28 protein-coding genes are annotated in these 18774 nt (G+C 72.3%); 3 read left to right on the top strand and 25 right to left on the bottom strand.

The window, feature by feature from the left end; genetic code table 11:
• Positions 1–20 precede the first annotated feature (20 nt).
• The 20 genes from KSP35_RS13115 to KSP35_RS13210 form a co-directional block, all read right to left on the bottom strand.
• The gene (locus tag KSP35_RS13115) at positions 21–812 is read right to left on the bottom strand and encodes a hypothetical protein (protein ID WP_216996091.1); all 792 of its coding nucleotides are present in this window, start codon (positions 810–812) and stop codon (positions 21–23) included.
• Complete coding sequence (locus KSP35_RS13120) at positions 809–1882, bottom strand: hypothetical protein (protein WP_216996093.1); 1074 nt, start codon at positions 1880–1882, stop codon at positions 809–811. The genes KSP35_RS13115 and KSP35_RS13120 overlap by 4 nt, the downstream gene beginning before the upstream one ends.
• Positions 1882–3342, bottom strand: a complete 1461-nt coding sequence (locus KSP35_RS13125) for a replicative DNA helicase (RefSeq protein ID WP_216996095.1) — start codon at positions 3340–3342, stop codon at positions 1882–1884. The genes KSP35_RS13120 and KSP35_RS13125 overlap by 1 nt, the downstream gene beginning before the upstream one ends.
• Before the next feature lie 217 nt (positions 3343–3559).
• Positions 3560–4087: a hypothetical protein gene (locus tag KSP35_RS13130; protein ID WP_216996104.1), complete on the bottom strand. Its 528-nt coding sequence runs from the start codon at positions 4085–4087 to the stop codon at positions 3560–3562.
• Entirely contained in the window at positions 4065–5039 is a 975-nt protein-coding gene (locus KSP35_RS13135; protein WP_216996106.1) for a hypothetical protein, read from the bottom strand. Before KSP35_RS13135 ends, KSP35_RS13130 begins: the two co-directional genes overlap by 23 nt.
• Entirely contained in the window at positions 5036–5593 is a 558-nt protein-coding gene (locus KSP35_RS13140) for a WhiB family transcriptional regulator (RefSeq protein WP_216996108.1), read from the bottom strand. The genes KSP35_RS13135 and KSP35_RS13140 overlap by 4 nt, the downstream gene beginning before the upstream one ends.
• Complete coding sequence (locus KSP35_RS13145) at positions 5590–5853, bottom strand: hypothetical protein (protein WP_216996110.1); 264 nt, start codon at positions 5851–5853, stop codon at positions 5590–5592. The genes KSP35_RS13140 and KSP35_RS13145 overlap by 4 nt, the downstream gene beginning before the upstream one ends.
• Positions 5850–6254 carry a hypothetical protein gene (locus KSP35_RS13150; protein ID WP_216996112.1) on the bottom strand — a complete coding sequence of 135 codons (405 nt, stop codon included), beginning with the start codon at positions 6252–6254 and terminating at the stop codon, positions 5850–5852. The genes KSP35_RS13145 and KSP35_RS13150 overlap by 4 nt, the downstream gene beginning before the upstream one ends.
• Positions 6251–6721: a hypothetical protein gene (locus KSP35_RS13155; RefSeq protein ID WP_216996114.1), complete on the bottom strand. Its 471-nt coding sequence runs from the start codon at positions 6719–6721 to the stop codon at positions 6251–6253. Before KSP35_RS13155 ends, KSP35_RS13150 begins: the two co-directional genes overlap by 4 nt.
• Positions 6722–6818: 97 nt before the next feature.
• Complete coding sequence (locus tag KSP35_RS13160) at positions 6819–7691, bottom strand: DUF2303 family protein (RefSeq protein ID WP_216996116.1); 873 nt, start codon at positions 7689–7691, stop codon at positions 6819–6821.
• On the bottom strand, positions 7688–8065 hold the full coding sequence (locus KSP35_RS13165; RefSeq protein ID WP_216996118.1) for a hypothetical protein: 378 nt from the start codon (positions 8063–8065) through the stop codon (positions 7688–7690). The genes KSP35_RS13160 and KSP35_RS13165 overlap by 4 nt, the downstream gene beginning before the upstream one ends.
• Positions 8066–8068: 3 nt before the next feature.
• On the bottom strand, positions 8069–9349 hold the full coding sequence (locus tag KSP35_RS13170) for a recombinase RecT (protein WP_216996120.1): 1281 nt from the start codon (positions 9347–9349) through the stop codon (positions 8069–8071).
• A 2-nt stretch (positions 9350–9351) separates the two neighbouring features.
• The gene (locus tag KSP35_RS25060; RefSeq protein ID WP_216996122.1) at positions 9352–10407 is read right to left on the bottom strand and encodes a YqaJ viral recombinase family protein; all 1056 of its coding nucleotides are present in this window, start codon (positions 10405–10407) and stop codon (positions 9352–9354) included.
• Positions 10404–10829: a hypothetical protein gene (locus KSP35_RS13180; protein WP_216996124.1), complete on the bottom strand. Its 426-nt coding sequence runs from the start codon at positions 10827–10829 to the stop codon at positions 10404–10406. Before KSP35_RS13180 ends, KSP35_RS25060 begins: the two co-directional genes overlap by 4 nt.
• Positions 10826–11020, bottom strand: a complete 195-nt coding sequence (locus tag KSP35_RS13185) for a hypothetical protein (RefSeq protein ID WP_216996126.1) — start codon at positions 11018–11020, stop codon at positions 10826–10828. Before KSP35_RS13185 ends, KSP35_RS13180 begins: the two co-directional genes overlap by 4 nt.
• Positions 11020–11457, bottom strand: a complete 438-nt coding sequence (locus tag KSP35_RS13190; RefSeq protein ID WP_216996128.1) for a hypothetical protein — start codon at positions 11455–11457, stop codon at positions 11020–11022. Before KSP35_RS13190 ends, KSP35_RS13185 begins: the two co-directional genes overlap by 1 nt.
• Positions 11457–11684 carry a hypothetical protein gene (locus KSP35_RS13195; protein ID WP_216996130.1) on the bottom strand — a complete coding sequence of 76 codons (228 nt, stop codon included), beginning with the start codon at positions 11682–11684 and terminating at the stop codon, positions 11457–11459. Before KSP35_RS13195 ends, KSP35_RS13190 begins: the two co-directional genes overlap by 1 nt.
• Positions 11681–12067, bottom strand: coding sequence for a hypothetical protein (locus KSP35_RS13200; protein ID WP_216996132.1), 387 nt, complete (start codon positions 12065–12067; stop codon positions 11681–11683). The genes KSP35_RS13195 and KSP35_RS13200 overlap by 4 nt, the downstream gene beginning before the upstream one ends.
• A gap of 282 nt (positions 12068–12349) precedes the next feature.
• A complete protein-coding gene (locus KSP35_RS13205) occupies positions 12350–12559 on the bottom strand; it encodes an AlpA family transcriptional regulator (RefSeq protein WP_216996134.1) in 210 nt (69 codons plus the stop codon).
• Entirely contained in the window at positions 12559–12813 is a 255-nt protein-coding gene (locus tag KSP35_RS13210) for a helix-turn-helix transcriptional regulator (RefSeq protein WP_216996136.1), read from the bottom strand. The genes KSP35_RS13205 and KSP35_RS13210 overlap by 1 nt, the downstream gene beginning before the upstream one ends.
• Before the next feature lie 165 nt (positions 12814–12978).
• Between KSP35_RS13210 and KSP35_RS13215 the strand changes: the two genes are divergently transcribed.
• The 3 genes from KSP35_RS13215 (at position 12979) to KSP35_RS13225 (ending at position 14529) form a co-directional block, all read left to right on the top strand.
• Positions 12979–13365 (top strand): hypothetical protein, encoded by a 387-nt coding sequence (locus KSP35_RS13215; protein ID WP_216996138.1) that lies wholly within the window; start codon positions 12979–12981, stop codon positions 13363–13365.
• A 312-nt stretch (positions 13366–13677) separates the two neighbouring features.
• Positions 13678–13935, top strand: coding sequence for a hypothetical protein (locus KSP35_RS13220; protein ID WP_216996140.1), 258 nt, complete (start codon positions 13678–13680; stop codon positions 13933–13935).
• Positions 13936–13965: 30 nt separating this feature from the next.
• Positions 13966–14529, top strand: a complete 564-nt coding sequence (locus tag KSP35_RS13225) for an ImmA/IrrE family metallo-endopeptidase (RefSeq protein ID WP_216996142.1) — start codon at positions 13966–13968, stop codon at positions 14527–14529.
• A 147-nt stretch (positions 14530–14676) separates the two neighbouring features.
• Here the strand turns inward: KSP35_RS13225 and KSP35_RS13230 are convergent, their stop codons facing one another.
• The 5 genes from KSP35_RS13230 to KSP35_RS13250 all read right to left on the bottom strand — a co-directional run bounded on the left by KSP35_RS13230 (position 14677) and on the right by KSP35_RS13250 (position 18761).
• On the bottom strand, positions 14677–15420 hold the full coding sequence (locus KSP35_RS13230) for a DinB family protein (RefSeq protein WP_216996144.1): 744 nt from the start codon (positions 15418–15420) through the stop codon (positions 14677–14679).
• 39 nt (positions 15421–15459) lie between these two features.
• The gene (locus KSP35_RS13235) at positions 15460–16152 is read right to left on the bottom strand and encodes a DUF899 family protein (protein WP_216996146.1); all 693 of its coding nucleotides are present in this window, start codon (positions 16150–16152) and stop codon (positions 15460–15462) included.
• Positions 16153–16256: 104 nt separating this feature from the next.
• Positions 16257–16616 carry a pyridoxamine 5'-phosphate oxidase family protein gene (locus KSP35_RS13240; protein ID WP_254126751.1) on the bottom strand — a complete coding sequence of 120 codons (360 nt, stop codon included), beginning with the start codon at positions 16614–16616 and terminating at the stop codon, positions 16257–16259.
• 220 nt (positions 16617–16836) lie between these two features.
• Positions 16837–18042 carry a M20 family metallopeptidase gene (locus tag KSP35_RS13245; RefSeq protein WP_216996148.1) on the bottom strand — a complete coding sequence of 402 codons (1206 nt, stop codon included), beginning with the start codon at positions 18040–18042 and terminating at the stop codon, positions 16837–16839.
• Positions 18043–18092: 50 nt separating this feature from the next.
• On the bottom strand, positions 18093–18761 hold the full coding sequence (locus tag KSP35_RS13250; protein WP_216996150.1) for a transposase: 669 nt from the start codon (positions 18759–18761) through the stop codon (positions 18093–18095).
• Positions 18762–18774 lie beyond the last annotated feature (13 nt).

Genomic DNA, 18774 nt, shown 5'->3' on the forward strand with positions numbered 1-18774 from the left:
GCCCCAGGTCAGCGGGCATGTCAAGCACCCCGCTTGCGTCGAGCCCTGGACTGACCCTGCGCCTTCGCTTCGAGCACCATGCCGGGCGTGACCCGGTTGAGTCCGGCGTGCCAGGTGCGGATGATCCGCTCCGTGGGCAGGCAGCCGTGGGCCTGCTGGAAGTTCCCGCAGTTCCGGCACCGGTCCCGGTAGTGCTCGACGTCGACCTCGAGGCCGAAGCGGCTGCAACTGGTGCAGAGGCGCCGGGCCCGCTGCACCGGCTGGTCGCGGTCCTCGGGTCGGGCGTCGGCAAGGATCCCGGACGCCTTGGCGTGGAGCCACGCTGCAGTCTCGGCGAGCTGATCCCGCACTAGGTGCTCGACGTCGGTGTGCTGGGCGGCGCTGAGCCCGGCGAGGTACGCGTCGAGCACGGGGGCGGCGCGGTGGATGCGGGCCTCGACGGTGCGCAGGCGACCGCAGCGGCCGGTGCCCGCAGGCGGGTGCCAGCGGTCGAGGCCGAGGGCGTCGTCGACCTGGTGGCCGAGCGTGCGGCCGGCGTCGAGCAGCAGCGCGGTGGCGGCGTCGATGGACCGGACGGCTTCGGCGGCGGACTGGGCGATGCCGGCCACGGCCTGGTCGCCGGTCGGGTCGCTGTGCCCGCTGGGCCGGCTGCCGCCACCGGTGGCTGCAGCGCTGGCCATGGCGGCCTGGCGGCGGTCGCGCTGGTCGAGCTCCTGGGCGACGACGACGACGTGGTCGAGGGTGTGCGGGATGGTGCAGAGCCAGGTCAGGTCGCGGGTGGTGGCGGTGAGGGCGGCGGCGAGGGTGGTCATGCGGCGGGATCCTCGAGGTGGGCGATGGCGAGGTGGATGACGTGCTGGCGGATCACGACGGGCTTGGCGTCGGGGTGCTCGGCTCGGGCCTTGGCGGTGAGGTCGGCTTCGAGTTGGGGCTCTCGGCCGAGCAGCTCCAGGGCAGCGGTGCGCTGGGCGCGCTGGGCCTCGGCGTCGGCGGCTTCGGCGTCGAGGTGTGCCTTGTCGGCGTGCCAGGCGGCGTCGGCTCGGGCTGCGCCTCCGTCGAGCGGGCCGCAGGTCGGGTCGAGGCGTTCGGCCAGGTCGACTGGGCTGGCGGTGGGGCTCTGGCGGGCGAGCTCGGTGAGCCGGTCGAGGTTCTCGATGCGGCGACTCTCGGTGAGCTTGGCGAGGTACGGGGCCTCGGTGCGGATCGGCACGCCGTCGGCCCGGGCCCGGGCCAGGTCGCAGGCAGCCATGTGGGCGATTGCGGCCTCCGCGGTGGTCTGGGGGTTGGGCGGTTGATCTTCCTCGGTCGGCGCTCCTGCGCCGGCCACATCGGGCGGGGTGCGATCGGTTGCCCGCGGAGGACTTGAGGAGGAACTCCCATCCCATCCCATCCCATGCGATCCCTCCTGCGACGGTTCGGGATCGCACTTGCGATCGCTGTTGGGAGCGGCGCAGAGGTCGCACTCGGGGTCGGTGACGCCTCGGGCGACGTGCCAGCGGGTGTGGTTGCCGAGCGCTCCGGATCGGGACTTGGCCTCGTTGTAGGCCTCGACCTCGGCGGTGGTGGGGTTGTGCTCGGCCCAGTTCCGGATGGCGATCTCCCCGCTGTCGGTACGGGACAGGGCGCCACGATCGAGGAGCGGGGTGAGCGCCTTCTTCACGGCGCTGGCCCGGAGGCCGAGGGCGGCGGCGAGGTCTTCGTGGTGGCCGGGCATGGTGCCGTCGGTGGCGTGCTCGGTGCAGTACCCGACGGCGGCCTCGAAGACGAAGAGGGCATCGGGGGTGAGGCCGGCGAACCGCGGGTGGCGGTACCAGCCGCAGTCCATGTAGTAGCGGGGCAGGCCCTTGACCTGGCGGCTGAGCGATGGGGCTGGGCGGGGCATCAGGGGTTGGCTCCTGAGAGGTTGGCGAACTGCTTGGTGCGGGGCAGGTAGCCGACCCGGACGACGATGCCGTTCGGGCCGGTCCGGTTCTTGAGGAGGCCGAGCTCGAGCACGCCTGCGTCCTTGGTGTTGGTGTCGTAGACCTCGTCGCGGTAGAGCCCGATGACGACGTCGGCTTCCTGCTCGATGGCGCCGGACTCCCGCAGGTCGGCGAGCTGGGGGCGCTTGTCGAGCCGGCCTTCGACGCCGCGGTTGAGCTGGGCCAGGGCGACGACGGGGATGTCGAGCTCACGGGCGAGGCGCTTCAGGGCCCGGGCGAGCCGGGTGACCTCGATCTGACGGGACTCGGCGGAGGCGGTCTCGATGATCTGGAGGTAGTCGACGATGACCATGCGGGCCCCGGAGCGGCGGACGTCGGCGCGGATGGTGGCCATGGAGGTGGCTGGGTTGTCGTCGATCCAGATGGGCAGGTCCTGGAGGTCGGTGAGGGCGTCGGTGACGAGGGCCCAGCCGTGATCGCCGAGGCTGCCGTGGGTGATGGAGGTGGAGCTGAGCCCGGAGCCGTGCGCGATCCAGCGGTCGAGGAGCTCGTTCTTCGGCATCTCGATGGAGGTGACGAGCACGGCGGCGTGCTCAGCGGCAGAGCGGCCGAGGTGGATGGCCACGTCGCTCTTGCCCATGCCGGGTCGGCCGGCGATGACGTAGAGGCGGCCGTTCTGGAAGCCGCCGATGGCCTTGTCGAGGTCGAGGAACCCGGTGGAGATGCCGGCGAGGGGCTGGTCTTGGCGGAGGGCGAGCTCTTCGAGGTACTGGTCGACGACATCGCCGAGCACGTTGAGCTGGCTGGTGCCGGCGGCGGCGGCGTCGTGGACTTCGTCGAGCAGCGTCTGGGCGGCTGAGGCGGCGTCGGTGGGGCTGGTGCCGGGTGCGGCCACCATGGCGGTGATTTCGGCGCCGAGGGCTCCGAGGCGGCGGAGCTGGGCGAGGTCGCGGACGATGGTGGCGTAGCGGCCGGCGGCGCTGGTGGAGGGAGCTTGCACGAGGAGCGACATGAGCCGGTTCTTGGCGGCGCGCTCAGCCGGCACGGGCTCGTTGGGGTCTGGCGGCCCAGCGATGAGCTCGAGGAGGTTCCGGCGGCGGAGGTGGTCGGCGACGGTGAGGTAGTCGACGGCCTGCCCTTCGGCGTGGAGGTGCTGGATGGCGTCGGCGATGTGGCCGTGGGCGGGGTCGCCGAAGGCTTCGGGGGCGACGGTGGCGAGGAGGTCGCGGGCGGCGTTCGACTGGAGGGCGGCGCCGAGGAGAGCGGCTTCGGTGTCGGTGTCGTAGAGGGTGATGCGGTCGGGCACGGAGCGCAGGCGGCGCGGGGCGGTCCGCGGCGGCTCGGCCTGCTGGGCCTGGTCGGCCAGTGCGGCGGCTTCCTCCTCGGCGGTGATGGGTGGCTCTTCGTCGGTGGCGGTCACGATCGCTGGCCGGCCTCCTGTTCCCCGCTCGTGGTGGCCGGGGCGTCTCCCTCTCCCGGCTCAGGAACAGGCGAAGCGGGGCCGTGCGGGCATGTGACGCACTCGGGGTCGCTAAACGTGAGCATCACGCACCGATCGCAGGCTGCGCCGTCGTCGGTTGGCTCGCCGCGGCCGCAGACGGTGGCGGTCGGTTCGTTGCAGCAGGAGACATGGATGCTCACGGCGCCTCTTCCTCCGTCGGGGCTGCCGGCTCCGGGGCAGGACGAGCAGCGGCGGGGTCGACGCTGGTGTAGTGCGATCCAGGGCGACACCACCACAGCGAAGAGGTGATCGGCATGATCGGAACGATGATCTCGCTCGGCTTGTGACCGCACGGCAGCACCTCGTCTCGTTCCTCTGGTACGGCAGCAGCCGGAGGGGCGGCGGCGGGTCGCGGCGGGGCGTAGTCGTCGTCGGTCATGTGGCCATCGGTGTGCATCCCGAATAGCGGGCCGCCGGGCTTGTACGCCGGGTGGTCGGGGACCAGGCGCTTGCCGCTGCCCTCCCGCCCTTCGTCGGCTGGGGCCGGGGACGCAGCGAGGGCGGCGTGGAGGTGCCGCAGCTTCTCGACCTCCGCGGCGTCCATGGCCGCGATCACGTCGGGGGTGTACGGCGCGTCGGGGCCGAGGTTGATCCACGAGCGGCGGCCAGCGACCCATTCGCCCATGAGGGTGAGCACGGACTCAGCGGTCGACAGGTCGTCCACGGGTGGGCCTGGCTGCTCCACCTCCGTCGCTCCCGGTTCGGCAGGGGCAGCAGGGACGGGGCGGGCGACGATCTTGAAGCCCCTCGCTCCCATGCTCGCCTGTCGAAGCGTGGTGGACTCCCAGTCGTCGCGTCCGGGGCCGACGTAGCGCAGCCCGTTCACGGTTCGCATGTAGAGGCTGCCGAGCGAGATCACCGTGAACGGTGGAAGCGCCTTGATCTCGGCCCGCAGTGCATCGGTGTCCACGGTCGGGGTGGACGGTTCGGTGGTCACGAGGCGGCTCCGAGGTCGAGGGTGGGCTGGGTGACGGCTGTGGTGCGCACGAAGACGAAGAGCGTCGAGAGGTTCCGGGCGCGTGCAGCTGGCGGCGGGCCGAGCCGTCGAGGTTCACCGAGGGCTGCGGGCCCGGGCGGCCGACGTGCTCGATCCGGTCCTCGCAGCGGAACCCCAGCTCGAGCGCGGTGGTGAGCGTGTGGTGGGTGCCGAGGAAGAGCTGGCCGCCGTTCACGTAGTCCATGCACTTCACGAGCACGATCCCGCCGCGGCGGACGACGCGGTGGCACTCGGCGAGCCCGGCGTCGATCTGGGCCTGGTTGGTGTCGGGCCGCGCTGGGGTGGCGTGGAGGCCGAAGCGGTCGTTGAAGTCGGCCACCGAGGTGGTCTTGCGGCCGCCGGGCGCCATGTAGGGCGGGTCGAAGGTGACGGCGTCGAAGTGGCCGTCGGGGTACGGGAGGTCGGTGAAGTCGGCAGGGCCGTCGGGGGCCTTGGCCGGGTCGAGGTCGTGGGCGACGAGGCGCTCGGGGCGCCACCGGGACCACCAGACGCCGCGGCCGTGGGTGGGGTCGAGGGTGAGCCAGTCGGCGCGCAGGTAGCCGAGGCGAGCGACGTCCTCGATGAGGTGGCCGTTGGTGGGCCAGGTGCCGGCGGCGAGCACCGGGGCGGTGGCGGTCACGAGGCGGCCGCCTGGGGCACGAGGGCGATGGTGAACCGGCGGCGCTCGGGCGGCGTGAGGCCCCCGAACATGCCGTCGAGGATGCGGTTGGCGAGCGCGAACCGGAGGCAGTCGGATGCGACTGTGCACGCCTGGCAGATCGTCCGAGCGTCGGCGTAGGCCTCGTGGCTGGTCTCGAAGGGGAACCAGGGGTCGGGCGTCAGGCCGAGACAGGCAGCACGGTCGCGCCAGCCGGTGACGTCGACCAGGCTCACCTTCACCCTGGTGGCGTTGTGGCGGAACGCCGAGCGGGTGGCCTCCTGCGATCGGTGCTCGGCGCAACGAGGGCACGGGCACTCCCACCGGACGCCCATGGCCGCCATCTCGGCGAGCGAGGGCCGACCGGGGCCGCGGTCGTAGCCGTCGACTTCTTGGCGGAGGCGCCGCACGGCGCTGGTGGAGCGGCCGGACCAGATGGCGGCGACGGTGGTGCCGTGGGCGCGGGCGACCTGGAGCGCCTGTTCGTCGGGGTCGACCGGCTCTTGGTCGAGGTATCCGTCGACCTGCGGACTCACGCGGCCGTCTCCGTGGTCAGGTCAGCGCCGCAGTCGAGGCAGCGGCCGGGGTCGAGCACCGACGGGTCGTGGCCGAGGGTGCGGCAGGTCCAGTCGTCGCGGATCGGACCGGGTTCGGGAGCGAGGGTGCAGTCGCCCCAGTGGTGGAGGTCGCAGGCCGGGCAGGCGGGCCCGGTGGTGGGCAGGTCGAGGCCGACGGCGGCGGTGATCTGGCGCCAGGTGTCGGCGGCGTCGTCGAGGAAGCGGGCGAGGCGGGTCACGCGGCCAGCTCCCGGCGGATGATGGCGGTGGCCATGCCGAAGAGGTCCACCAGGGCGCTGGCCAGCACGTCGGCGTCGGCCTTCACGAACATCTGGAAGATGCCGTCCTGGTCCTTGTTGCCGGCGGCGGCCATGACGGCGGCGGCGAGCTGCATGTGCTCGGGGACCGGCATGCTCGGGTCGGTGGGGTTGTCGACCTCGACCATGAACGGGCCTGGCTGGGCGGCGAGGTCGGGGTCGGCCTGCATGGCGATCAGGCGGCCCAGGGCGACCATGGTGGAGAACTGCTCCGGGCCGGTGGTGATGCACGAGTCCAGGGCTGCGGCTGCGCCCTGGTGATCGTCCTGGGCGGCGAGCACGAGAGCGCCGAGGAGGGCGTCGGTGGCTTCCTGCGGGGTCACGCGGCCGCTCCCCCGGCCGCGGTCCGCTGCCAGCCGTACCGGGCGATCAGGGCCGCCTCGGCGCGGTCCGTGTGCTTCACCAGCTTGAACAGCTCCGAGTGCGCCGGCCACAGCTCGATGGCACGGCGGCGGCTGGTCGCCTTGTCGGCGGTGACCCGCTGGTTGGCCTTCCACTTCCCGGCCGTGGCCAGCTCGTAGGGGATGCGCAGCGCGCCGAGCACACCGAGGATCAGGCCGTAGCCGGTGCCGAACTTGAACATGGCCGAGGAGGACTGGCCGGGGCGGCCGACCTGCAGCTCGACCATGGCGGCGACGACGACCTCGTTGGCGAGGAGGTCGGCCACCAGGGCGCCGGTGAGCGGGTCGGGCATGTCCTCGACCCAGATGAGCGCGCCGGTGGCGGCGTCGAGGGCGGCGAGCGCGCCTTCCTTGCCCGGGTCGATGCCGAGGATGACGGGCGTGTTCACGGCTTCACCCGCTCGCCGCCGAGCATCAGCACGACGGCGAGCGCGGCCAGGCCCAGGCACACCCCGACGGGCCACAGGGAGGTCCAGGCCACGGCCATCAGCCGGCCGGCGTGCCGTAGAGGACGGCCAGGTCGGTGGCCTTCTCGACCTCGGCCACGATGTCGCCGAAGGCGTTGCGGAGCACGTCCTCCAGCTGGTCGAGGACCACGCCGAGGGTCAGCGTGCCGTTGGTCAGCCGCCAGCGCAGCCGGGCCGTCACCTTGTACGGGTCGCCGCCCTCGAACGGGGCCAGGCCGAGCGCGATGCGGGTCGGGATCTCCAGCTCGCCGGCCTTCCCGGCCGAGCCGTCGATGGTCTCCTCGTAGCGGACCTGGACCTGGCCGTTGTCGAGGCGCACCGCGGCCTTCATGGCGGCGCCGACGCTGGCCTGGATGCTGGTGGCCACCTCCAGGAGGTGGGCGCCGTCGGGCTCCTTCACGTCGGGGAGGTGGTCCTCGAGGAAGTCGGCGAACTCGGCCTGCGGGAGCTGGCGGCCGTTGATGCCGAGCCAGGCGGCCCACGCCGGGGTGTGCTTCAGCGCGAGGGTGGCGCGGTGGTCGCCCCGGCCCGCGGTGTCGTCCTCCTGCATGTGGCCGTTGAGCACGGCGGTGATGCGGCCGGCGTCGCGGTCGGCCCACAGCTCGGTGCCGAGCTGCTGGCCGTGGTGCCGGACGTACCGGCTGAACGAGGCGTGCTCGGTGAGGGTGAAGCGGCCGGTCTTGCGGACGGGGTCGACGCCGTTGCGGGCGTCGAGGGCGTCGAGCTGGGCGAGGTGGGCGGCCGTGGTGAGGTCGATGACCTTCACGGAGCCGTCGGCCTGGGGGGCGAGGTGGATCGTGCCCAGCTCCACCGGCGTGGTGGTGACGCCGAGGCGGGCGGCCTCGATGATGGCGTCGGTGTCGAAGCGGTTGGCGGTGTCGTACTCGGTCATCGGGCTTCCTTGAGGGTGGTGGGGCGTGCGGGCACTTCCTGGAGCGGCAGCTGGGGCTGCAGCGGGTCGTTGCGGGACAGCGAGCCGGTCTCGGCGTCGAAGAAGAAGATGGACTCGGTGCGCTTCGCCTTCGGGGCCTTCACGACGACCTCGTCGGCGACGAGCATCTGGTGGCCGCCCGACTTGGAGGCGGGCTGGATGGCGATGCGGAGCGTGAGGGTGCCGCCCTTGCCGGTCTCCATGACCTGCTCGGCCAGGGCGGCCATGCCGTCGGTGAGCTCGGCGTGGGTGGCTCCGCCGCGCTGGGCGAAGAGGAACTCGGAGAAGGGCCGGGGCGTGGGGATCGCCTGCTCTTCGGGGGTGGGCTCGGTCATGGGTCAGGACTCCTTGGTGGTGGTGGTCGAGCGGCGGGCGCGGCCGGCCGGGATCGGCTTCAGGACCCAGGTGCCGTGCGAGTCGAGGTGCAGCTCGTTCGACTTCAGCTCGAGCAGCTCGAGCGAGTCGTCCAGGTCGCGCCACTCCTCGTCGCTCAGCTCGCTGGACGAGTCGGTGCGGCCGTTCGTGATGAGCAGCAGCAGGCCCTTGCGGCGGGCCTCCTGGCCCTGCCGGTCCTCGCCGTCCCAGATCTTGGCGGTGCGGGCGAACATCTTCCGCTGCTTGGCCCGCACCTCGTCGGAGACGGGCTCGGCGCCGGCCGCCTCGATCGGGTCGCCGTGCTCGGCGGCCGAGGCCGGGGAGGATCTGTCGTCGCCGGACGTCTCGGCCTCGGCGGGCGGCAACACCTCCCCGGTCTCGGGATCGGCGGCGGCCGCGAGGGCCGGCCGCTCGGCCTCGGCATCGGGGGTGTGGGTGGCCTCGATCACGTCCTGCGGGCGCACCTGCCCGCCGAGCGGGGCCAGCACCGCCTGGCCGTCGAACTCCATCGCGGATGACTGCTCAACCGACTTCGGCAGCCACTTCGCCAGCTTGAGGAACACCGTCTTCTGCGCCATGGCGTCGAAGTGGTCGACCCACGGCCCGTAGACCTGGCCGTCGCGCTTCTTCGGGGCGAAGGCGTCACGGTGCCGCTCGGCGTCGGCCACCGACAGCACCTCGAACGACTCGGTGCCGTCCTTCTGGAGGGCGTAGGCGTACCAGCCGATCACCGGGCCCCGGTCGCCGAACCAGTCGGGCTCGTGGCGGAGCCCGCCGGCGGACCCGAGGCGGGCCTCGAAGAAGTCCTCGCGGTGGACCGGCTTCACCTCGATCTTGGCGAAGCGGCCGGTGCGCATGGCCAGCTCGAGGTGGCCGCGGTAGCCGACCTGGAAGGTGGCGACCTCGGCCCACCGTTCGCGGCCGCCCTCGACGATCTTGGTGCGGCGGGGCACCAGCCACATCTGGCCGAGGGCCGGGTCGGGGTCGAGGCCGAGGGCGGCGCCGCGGACGATGCCTTGGGCGACGGAGGTGGCTTCGCACTCCATGAGCTTCGGGGTCTGCTTGACGAGGGTGATGGCGTGGCGCTTGAAGGCGCCGGGGTCCATGCCGCGGGGCAGGGACTCGGCGATCTGCTGGACCATGTCGGGGCTGTTGAGCAGGCCGACGGGCGTCCGGGGGGCCGGCTGCTGGTCGACGTCGGTGGTGGTGGGCTGCACGGCGGCAGCGAGGGCGGCGGATGGCATGGTCAGGTCTCCTTGGCGATGAGGGTGAGGCCGGGGGCGGTGCGCAGGGTGCGGGCGCCGGGCTTGGTCGTGCTGTGGCTGGCGAGCAGCTCGTCGACGGTGACGCCGAGGGCGAGGGCGGCGTCGTGGACGGCGGCCCGGTGGTCGACGGTCTGCTTGTCCTTGGCCTGGCGCCAGGTGGCCCAGGTGCGGCCGTCGGCATCGACGAGCTCGGTGGCTTCGCCCATGAGCTGGCGGACCCGGTTCTTGGCGGTGTCGACGGCCTGCTCGGCGTCCTTGGCGACGGCGGTGTCGTGGGCGAGCTGGAGGTACATGGCTTCGACGTCGGCCTGCTCGTCGGGGTCGAGCTGGCGGGTGACGCCTTGGCGGGCCTCGATGAGCTTCAGCAGGTCGGTGGTCGGCTTGGACCCGTCGGCGGTGGGCTCGTGGCCGTCGACCACGTGGCGCTCCCACCACTCGACCTCGCGGGCGACCAGCTGCTCGATGAAGGCGTCGTCGCGCTCGATGAAGTAGGTCGGCAGGTCGTCGTACTGCTGGGTGTCGGCGGCGACGACGGCCCAGTCGAGGCCGAGCACGGCCATGTAGTGGAAGACCTGGGCCTCGTAGTAGATGGGCGGGCCGTCGGCCCAGTCCTTGGCGGCGTAGCTGTTGACGTTCTTGGCCTCGAAGATGCCGCGGCCGCGGCGGTGGTCGTGGACGGCGAGCCCGTCGACGTTGGCGAGCAGCTCGGGGTGGTCGGGGTGCCGGAGCATGTAGGGCGCCCGGTCGACGTGGAGGTGCGGCTCGGCGGCGGCGGCCTCGCGGAGGATGAACTCTTCGGCGTGCTGGCCGCGACGCATGGCGAGCACGGACTCGTCGTCGTCGGGGATGGTGCTGGTCTTCTCGGTCCAGAGCTTGTAGCTGCTGCTGTAGCTGGTGATGCCGAGGGCGGCGGCGGCGTCGGAGCCGCCGAGGCCGGTGCGGCGGAGGGCGAGCCAGTCGGGGCGGGTCAGCTCGTCGGTGTTGGCGATGATGGGGGCGGCGGTGATGACGGCGAGGTCGGCCTCGGTGAGCGTCACGGGGTGCCTCCGGGGTTGGCCGGGTCGGTGTTGGCGCAGGTCGTGCAGAGCCGAGTGGGATCGGCCCAGTCGGGGCCGGTGGGCAGTTCGGTCAGCTCGGTGACCTCGCCGCAGGACTCGCACGGGCCGGTGGTGGCGGTCCGCTCGCGCAGCGCCCGCTCGGTGGCAGCGATGACGAAGCGGAGCGACTCGCCCTGGTTCTGGAACCCCATGGCTGGGCCGCGACCGCACACGCAGTCGTCCGGCGCCGACGGGAAGTTGGTGACGCCGGAGTGGGCGACCACAGAGCGCAGCGTGCAGAGCAGAAGCAGCGCCTCGTCGACGGATGCGAGAGGCCGGTCGCTCCCCATGAAGGCGTTGAGCCGGTCCACGTCGGCCTCGAGGACCTGCGGCGAGACGATGGGCTGGAAGCCGTCGGTCACGGCCGTCCCGCCTTCGCTCGGCTGGTGGCCCGGGCCAGGGCGTCGGTGGCGTCCTGGTGCTGGGTGACCGTGGGGCACGGGTCGGGCTGGCGGCCACGGACCGCGGCGGCGAGCCGCGCGCGGGCCTCGGGGAGCCAGCGGCGGCCGGTGGCGATGTACGGCTCACCGATGGGGCTGAAGGTGGCGGCCATCAGTTGTCGAACCAGAACACGAGGCGCACCGGGGTGCGGACGGAGGCCAGAGCGTCGGTGAGGCGGGCCAGCCACTGGGCGGGCTGGCGCTCGGCGAACCTGTCCCAGTCGTAGGCGGTGACCTCGCCGAGCGAGAGCCACGAGTAGGAATGGCCATCGCCGAGCCAGCCCGCGGCGTCGGCGGCGACCGCCTGCGACAGGTCACCCGGCAGGCCCCGGGGGCTGGCGATCGGCTCGACCTCGTAGCTGTTCCGCACGCCTGCGAGGGCGGCAAAGATCAGGTAGTCGCGGCCGGTGTCCCAGCCTCCGTCGTACTGCTCGAAGCCGTCGTCATCGTTCCAGCCCCTCGGCTCCAGACCGACGTCGGCGGGCCGGACGACAGCCCATGCGTCGTCCTCGCCGAAGGTCTCGACCCACATGTGGATGTCGCACCCCATCAGGCGGCGCTCCCGATGCGGGCGCAGCCGCGGGCCTCGCCGTCGTGGCGGTCCAGGTGCAGCAGCCGCCCGGCCATCCAGAGGCGCCGGGTGGCGACCCGGTCGGGACCGGTGTCGCCCAGGGCCACCGCGGTGCGGCCGAAGGCGTAGGCGGCGCCGTTCTCGGACGGCTCCGTGTCGAGGTACTCGGCCACGGCCTCGGGCGTGGTGGGGGTCGGGAGGGTCACGGTGCGACCGCCTCGGCGTCGGGCTTGGCCCCGGTGCCACCGCAGGTCCGGCAGACCCGGTGCGAGTCGGGTCCGTCGTGCTTGTGCTGGCACCGGCCGCAGCCGTGCTCGCACCCATTGCCTCCGCAGGTGGTGCAGAGGTTGTCGCCGGTCGGCTCGTCCTCCATCACCGGCTGGTCGAAGGCGGCGAGCAGGTCGTCCACCATGAGGCCCGAGACGGCGGTCAGGGCGTTGGTGAGGGTGGCGGCCAGGTCCTCGAAGCGGCCGTGGAAGGCGAGGTTGCCGACGAGGACGTAGCCGCTCCCCTCGCGGTCGTGGTGGTGGGCGTGGGCCTCGGGCCGTTCGCCGTCGTCGAGGTGGAAGCCGATGGTTCCGTTCTGCATGTCGTACGCTCCTGCTGTTGGGCGCCCGCCCCCGGATCTGCCAGGACCGAGGGGGTGGGCGTTCTTCGTGTGCGGGGTGGGTGAGGATCGGGCCGCCATGACCGGCGGCTGACGGGTGCACCTGGCCGGATGGCGTCAGGTGCCGGGCTGAGAGGGGGACGCCCGGAGTGCCGTGGACCGACTTCACCGGGTGCCTGCACCAGCTCGACCGGGGCGGGATCCGGGAGCCGATGCAGGCGCCGAGTGCTTCGGGCCGTGGTGGTGGAGCGGGTCAGGGGCCGGTCACGCCGCGCTCCCCTGCTGCGGCTCGAACGGCTCGCCCTCGATGTACGCCTCGAGGTGCCGACGGCTGACCCGCTTCGACGTGCCGATGGTCAGCACCGGCACCGGGAAGGCGCCACGGGCAGCGAGCTCGTAGGCGGTCGAGCGGCCGATGCGCAGCTCGGCGGCGGCCTCGGCCAGCGTCAGCACGGCGGGGTCCTTGGAGGCCATCAGGCCGGGACCGCCTCGGGCTCGACCTCGACCGCCGCGAGCGAAGGGAAGAGGGTGGCCGGCTGCACCGGGATGCACCCGGCGATGCGGTGGGCCATCGGCACGGAGGCCTTGTGGTGTCCACCGAGCAGGCCGGAGAGGGTCGCCCTCGGGACCTCGGACATCTCGGCCACCTGGGTGAGCGAGAGGCCGGCGAGCCGGAGGACGTCTTCCCAGGCCGCTCGGTTGAGGGGGTGTCCTGCTGGGCGGGCCATGCCGATGACCCTACGTACGTTTACAAACGCTTGCAAGCGATTAGTAAACAAACCCATTCTTGCAGGTCAGGGCGGCTATTGCCCTGCTAATCCCACCCTTGTAGTTTTCCCTACGTTGGTAAACTCTGGTGGACGTTTGTATTGGAACCTGTGAGGGTCCACGCCATGCCCGATGAGCGCAACACCGAGGTGGTCCCCGGCATGGCCGAGGCCATCGAGCAGCGACGCAAGGAGCTGGGCATGAGCCCCGGCGACTTCACCGCGGCCACCGGGCTCACCGGCCCCGGCGTCATGCCGGTCCGCAAGGGCTACCGGCGCCAGTACCAGGACCGCGTGAAGCTCGGCGTCGCCCGCGCCCTCCAGTGGCCGCCCGACGCCATCGACCGCCTCATGGCCGGCGAAGACCCCGACCCCCGCCCACCGGGGCCCGCCCTCGCGCTCGACTCGGACGTCATCGGCCTGGCGGCGCGTGCTGGGAAGCTCAGCCCCGAGCAGCGGGCCAAGGTCGAGGGCTACATCGAGGCCCTGCTCGACGAGGACACTCCGACCTGAGCTACGTCGAGAACGGCGAGGCCTACACCCTGTTCGTCCGGCGAACCGAAGAGCTCCTCGGTTGCCGCGTAGTTCGCAGCGGCAACCTGCGAGCCGGCTTCAACATCACGGCGAACGAGACCGCCGTCGCGCTCGGCACCATCAACCCCGACGAGGAGGACTTCCGCTCCTTCATGTTGACCTTCCGCCACTTCGTCGCCGAGAAGGAGCCCGTCCTGGTGACCGGAGTGTCGAAGCGGCTCGAAGCGCGAGCTAGAAGGTGATCGCCGGCGGGCGATCCTCACCGATCGGCGCAAGGCCTACAACCAGGCGATGAAGGCTGGGCCCCTCGCGCTGAAGATCAACCACCAGACCTACTCGCCAGAGCGGGTTCTGGACCTGTGGATCAACGGCAGGTACTTCCACAGCGAGCGCTCGAAGGCCGCCGCACTCGACGCCCTGGATCCAACGTCGACCATCTTCGTACGCCACCTGCTCATGGACACCGTGGTGGAGGTCACCAGGTACGCGATCTTCTTGGCCAACGTCATCCTGACCTGCCGCCGGGAAGGCGTCCTGCAACCCGACTGAACCGTCACCCCCCTGCGTAGGTTCTCGGGGATGGAGGGCGGCGACGAGCGGCAGGGGCCAGGGCGGCAGCACCCGTTCCGCGAGTTGCGCCACCGGGACCACATCACCCTCCGCTTCGACCCGGTGGCCGACGAGGCCGGCGGCGCCATCTACGCCCGACGCGGCCGGCGCGCCGTGATCGTCCTCTCCCCCGGGCTCGACCAGGTCGAGCGTGAGGACTCCCTCGCCCACGAGCTGGAGCACGACGAGCTCGGCGTCGTGCAGCCGCCGGCCAGCGACCTCACCATGGAGCGCATCGAGAACATCGCCGACCGGCGCACCACCGCCTGGCTGGTGCCCCGCCCAGGCCTACTGGCCTTCGTCCTAGGCCGGTCCGAGGTGGAGCCGATCACGGCCGCCGTGGTGGCCGCCGAGTTCCGGGTCACCGAGGCGCGGGCGCAGGCGGCGCTCGACGACCTGCAGCGCCACCTCCTCGACCTCGAGCTGCGCCGCGCCGCCCGGGCCCACCCGGCCAATCCGTCCCACGATCCGTCCCACGGAACAGACGGACCGCTTCCGAGTTCGCCGGACGTGCCGGACGATCCCGCCGCCTGACCCCAGACGTAGCGCCGAGGGCCAGACGGACCGGACTTCTCGGACCCCTGTCAAGGCCCTTTTAATCCGCCGGTTCAGGGTTCAAGTCCCTGGTGGCCCACCACCCCGCACCCGCCTCATCGCTCGCCGAACCGGCTGCACTGGCGATCAGTCTGCGGGCGGCGCGGTGAGGATGTCGAGGTCGCGGACGGCGAAGCGGTGGTGCTCCCACTCCTCGCCGCCGATGATGCGGATGCAGTCGAGGGCGGTGACCGGGGAGCTGCACCAGGGCGGGCCGTCGTTCTCGACGGCGAGCTCCTCGGGGGTCACGGTGGCGAGGTAGTCGCGGATCTGGGCCACGCGGTCGGCCCGGACGGCGAGGACGTCCTCGAAGGGCGGGGTCGTGTCGACGGCCAGCCCCGCGGCGACCGCTTCGTCGTGCCACTCCCAGAACGGCATGCCGAGCGGGTGGAGGGCGTCGGGGTCGCCGCGCACGCCCAGGCCGAACCAGCTGTCGGTGGCCATGACCAGGTGGCGGAGGGTCTGGGCGAAGGACCACTCGTCGTCGACCGACTCGTCGACCGTGCCGGGCGGGAGGGCCGCCACCCGCTCCATGGTCGCGGCCCACATCGCTTCGAGGGCGGCCCAGCCGGCCCGGAGCTCCTCGGGCTCGGTCGCCCGGAGGATGGCCCGCTCGGGGTGCCGACGGTCGAGCTCGGCGAGGATCAGCGGCTTCACCTCGACTCCGTTGATGGTGAGACCCTCGATCTCCCCGTCGATGTCGGCGCGCCAGAGGTAGACGCCGCGCATGCGGGCCTGTGACAGGTCGACGTCGCGCAGCACGGCCTCGGCCATCCCGGTGCGGGTGATGGCGATGCCGCGCAGGTCCTCGTCGGTGATCGATCGAGCCATGCGGTCAGGGTAGGCAGCCGTGGATCGGGCCGCTGGAGGTCAGTAGGTGAGGCTGGGGTGCCAGTCGGTGCCGCGGCCCTCGGGCGTGGCGTCGAGGACCAGCCAGAGGGGGTCCATCTCGATGGCGCTGCGCGGGTCCTGGCCGGGGTCGGCCATCTCCGGGGTGATCTCGTCGGACCAGAAGTGGCGGACCACGCCGTCGCGGCGGGTGAACACGTTGAGCGCCGGGCTGTCGCCGTCGTCGGCCGAGACGTAGGCCCGGGTGTAGGCGCCGGTCGGGTCTTGGAAGATGGGCAGGTCCGTCCAGCCCCGATCGGCCTTGGCGGCGGCGAGGCGCTCGATCGGGGCACGGGCGGTGAAGGCGAGGCCCACCCGCTGGCCGACGTCGGCGACCTTGTGCTCGAACCCGCCCATGAAGGACGTGCACATCGGGCAGGGCGCCTCCCGCTCGGGGCCGAACATGTAGCTGTAGACCACCAGCGTGTCATGGTCGCCGAACAGGTCGGCGAGGGTGACCGCGCTGCCGTCCTCGGCCACGAACCCGTAGTCCTCGGGCACCTCCCCGCCCTCCGGCAGGGCCCGCCGCAGCTCGGCCACCCGCTCGGACCGTCGGCGCAGCTCCAGCTCCTCGACCAGCAGCTCCTGGCGGGCGGCTCGATATGCCTCGGACTCGTTGGGGTGGCGGGCGGCGTTGGTCGCCGCCAGCTCGGCCGCGGGCGTCAGCTCGGACATGGGGTGCAGCTCCTCGATCGGGATCGGTCCACCCATGCAGACGCCGGCGCGGTGCCCGACTCATCGGTGCCCGCCTCATCGGTGCGCCTGGTCGACGCCTTGGGTCAGAACTCGAAGCGGGTGAGCCCGCCGGGCTCGACGCCCAGCACCACCACGGAAGAGCGCGGCTCGATCCGGTAGACGTGCCACGGCGGCGGGCCCTGCGCCGGTGCGTTGAAGGGGGCGGTGATCCCGGTGCCGCTGGCATCGGGCTCGGCCGGCCAGCCGCTCTCGGCCCAGGCGTGGGCGGCCTTGGCGATGTCGGCGGGGTCGGTCACCCGCGAGGCGTGGCCGTCGATGACGACGTCGGCGTCGAGGATCGACAGCGCGATCGAGCAGCGCGGGTCGCGCTCGACGTTGCGGTGCTTCTTGGTGCCGGGCCCGGTCTGGAACCAGAAGGCACCGTCGATCCAGATCGCGCCCACCGCCGTCACGTGCGGGCTGCCGTCGCCGTTGAGCGTCGTGAGCCAGGTGGTCCGGACGTTGTTGGCGTCGGGGGCAGGCGCCGATGGCGATCCGCTCGACGATGGCGTTCCAGTCGATCGGCGGCAGGTCGTCGCCGCGTCCGAGGTTGGTGGTCTCCATGGTGGTTCCTTTCGTCAGTGGTGGAGACGAAGGACCTGCCGAGAACTCATCGCGCCGACGTCATCGGGCGCGGGTGGCGGCGAGCTCGTCGAGGGCGACGGCGGCGTGGAGGGCGACGCCGGCGGCCATGGCGCCCTCGTCGATCACCATGCGGTTGGAGTGGTTGGGGGCGGCGTCGTGGAGGGCGATCTGCGGCGGGCACGTGCCCAGGAACGCCATCGCTCCCGGGACGGCTTGGAGGACGTAGCTCCAGTCCTCGGCGCCCATCACCGGGGTCGGCATGTCGATGACCATGTTCGGGCCCACCACGCCGCCGGCGACCTGGCGGACCCAGGCGGCGGCGTCGTGGTCGTTCACGGTGACGGGGTAGCCACGCTCGATGTCGACCTCGGCGGTCATGCCGTGGGCCTCGGCGTAGCCGGTGGCGATGCGGGTCAGCTCCCGTTGCACCAGCTCGCGCGCCCGCTCGCTGGTGGTGCGGATGGTGCCGAGCAGCTCGGCCGTCTCGGGGATGACGTTGTTGGTGGAGCCGGCCCGCACGCGAGCCACGGTGACGACCGCGGGGTCGAAGACGTCGACGCGGCGCGTGACCATCGTCTGGAAGGCACCGACCATGGCACAGGCGACCGGCACCGGGTCGTTGCCGTGGTGGGGCATCGAGGCGTGGGCTCCGGCGCCGCGCACGGTCACGGTGAACACGTCGGCGGACGCCAGGATCGGGCCGCCGCGGGTGGCGACCATCCCCGAGGGGATCGACGGCGACTGGTGGATGGCGAAGGCGCGCGTCACGTCGAGCCCGTCGAGCAGGCCCTCCTCGAGCATGACCCGGGCGCCGTGGTGGCCCTCCTCGCCCGGCTGGAACATGAAGACGACCTTGCCGGTGAGCTGGTCGGCCCGGTCGACGAGGAGGCGGGCGGCCGAGACCAGCATCGCCGTGTGGGCGTCGTGGCCGCAGGCGTGCATGGCGCCGGCCACCTCCGAGCGGAACGGCTCGTCGGTGTCCTCCTCCATGGGCAGGGCGTCCATGTCGCCCCGCAGGAGCATGGTGCCACCGGGCCGGCCGGTGTCGAGGGTGGCGATCACCGACGACAGCGACTCGCCGGTGCGCACGTCCAGCCCGAGCGGGCCGATGGCGTCGAGCACCACGCCCTGGGTCCGGGGCAGGTGGTTGCCCAGCTCCGGGTGCCGGTGCAGCTCGCGCCGCAGCTCCACGGTGGCCGGCAGCTCGGCGCCAGCCGCATCGATCAGGTCCGTCTCGTCGCCCATCGCGGCGAACCTAGCGGCGGCCCGATCGCCTCGTCCGGCGAGAGGAGCGGTCAGGCTTCGCCGGGCTCGGACATGGCGGCTTGGGCGCCGTCGAGGAGCTCGTCGCGCCAGCGTCGGTACTCGTCGGGCTCGATCCCGTGGCGGACGCACACGTCGTCGACGTCACGGTCGTGGCGCAGGGCGTCGAGCACGATGGCGACCTTGTCGGGAGCGGCGAAGCGCTGGTCGCCCGGGCCCTCGGTGGGCTTGGCCGACCGGGCGCCTCGCACGAGGTGTCCGCCGCGGACCGTGGAGGACACGACCATGCCCGCCGCCACCAGCACGACGTCCTTCAGGACGTACTGCCCCTCCAGGGTCGGGACGTGGTGCGGCCCAGAGAACAGGCGGGACGTCAGCACGACGAGCGGGGAGAGCACGCCGATCAGCATGAAGGTGAGCAGCCACACCGCCGCCCGCATGTAGCGCCCGGTGGTGAACGTGAGGCCGACGGTGATCTCCGCCAGGGCGGTCGCCACCATGGCCACCCGACCAGGGACGACGCCGGAGGTGATCGCATCGGTGGTGGCGACGACGATGCTCTCGGCCGGGCTCACGCCGGGGAACAGCTTCAGCACGCCGAAGCCGAGGAAGACCACGCCGAGGCTGACGCGCAGCACGGTGATGCTGTACGCCACCAGCCAGCGGTGGATGGCGGCGTCGGCGTGGTCGATGCGATCCATCCACCTCACCACC

The sequence above is a fragment of the Aquihabitans sp. G128 genome, assembly GCF_019048865.1.
Classification (GTDB): Bacteria; Actinomycetota; Acidimicrobiia; order Acidimicrobiales; family Iamiaceae; genus Aquihabitans.